The organism is Rubellimicrobium roseum, from assembly GCF_006152145.1.
GTDB classification, from domain to species: Bacteria; Pseudomonadota; Alphaproteobacteria; order Rhodobacterales; family Rhodobacteraceae; genus Rubellimicrobium; species Rubellimicrobium roseum.
Genome location: NZ_VDFV01000147.1, coordinates 1 through 1315, shown reverse-complemented (window position 1 = coordinate 1315; position 1315 = coordinate 1). Strand labels below are relative to the sequence as shown.

Here is a 1315-nt window from a genome sequence, read left to right as displayed (position 1 = left end):
GCGGAGCAGCTGGCGATCTTCTTCCGGAGCATCGAGCAGCGCCTTGAGATCGCGCTCGGGACGGCTTGGGTCTGACACTGGCTAGAGGAGCGCGCTTTGCCATCTGACGACAACGCCTGCCCGGCTTGCCGCGAGACGGACGGGATCTGCTACGCGGCCGACGATGGCCTCTTTCGGATGTTCTGCGCGTTTTGCGACCACTCGGCCGGACGGCATCCCGATTTGCAGGCGGCGCGCTTGGAGTGGCGTGGGCCCAACACGTCGCTAATGTCGCCTGGGCGAGCTTGAAGCCCTGCGACGCCCGGCAGCCGGAATGACGCGCCGCCAAGTCGACATGCTCCCGCTTTCCCGTCACCCAGACGCCTCAATGGCGCCACGGTCCTTCGAAAACTGGGCGCGTTAAGCTCTCGTTGCCACGTAGTGAATGCCGGGCGACCAACTTCACGTTGAGCGCTGAGGAGCCGAATTCGAGTGAGATGGAGCACATGAACACAGGCGCGCCCGTCTGCGGGTCAGCGCTTAACCGGGCGGCCGATATGCCGGACAGAAGACTTCCTCACATGCGCCGGGTGCGCTCGCCCGAGCACCAGCGCGACAACTTGGCCTTTCCTCTTCGCATCAAGATCCGAACGCCCCCGCGCAGCAACCCCAGAGGTCTGAACGTTATTCTGGACTGGCTTGAGCACGAGATAGGTCAGGGCCAATTTGCTCTGCACATGGCCCAGACAACAGACGACCTCGCAGTGGCGTTCTATTTCCGTCGGGTAGAAGACATGCTGGCGCTGCTGGCTGAGTTTCCTGAACTCGTGCTCGCCGAGGGCCGGAAGTGATTTTGCGAACCGACGGGCCAAGCGCCGTCAAGTATTAGCTAGATCTATCAGCCTAACCAAAGGACATGCACGTCCAGAACTCCTGCATTCTACGTCGTTGAGTGTGCGAGTCGGGGCGATCGCAGGTAAGGGGTGCAGAGGCCTCGCCTAGGCGGGGCCTTCTGTTGGTGGGGGCTCCGCAGCCACCGCGCCCCCGGACGGAGTGTGCACCCGGCGTTGAGGTCTGGCTGGCCACTCGGGAGCACAAACGCCACCATAGACGCTCCCTAGGTATCCAGCTCGGGCTGACACTAGTCTGGCCGACAGGGGGCGCCACGGGCGGTTCGTCCCGGTTCAACTCAACTGCGGCCGTACGCCTCCCTTTGACAGAAGTCTGCTGTCGCCCGTTGACCCTTTGGACAGATTGCCCAACCGCGGCGTTGTTGCGCAACTCGAGTTGAGGCCGAGTTCGCCCCTTTCCCCTCGAGGTCAGGCGACGCGCGTGA

Annotated in this window: 1 protein-coding gene; it reads left to right on the top strand. The window is 63.2% G+C overall.

What is annotated here, in order from left to right:
* Window positions 1–560: 560 nt before the first annotated feature.
* Window positions 561–830, top strand: coding sequence for a hypothetical protein (locus FHG71_RS23255; RefSeq protein WP_139084175.1), 270 nt, complete (start codon window positions 561–563; stop codon window positions 828–830).
* The last annotated feature ends 485 nt before the right edge of the window (window positions 831–1315 follow it).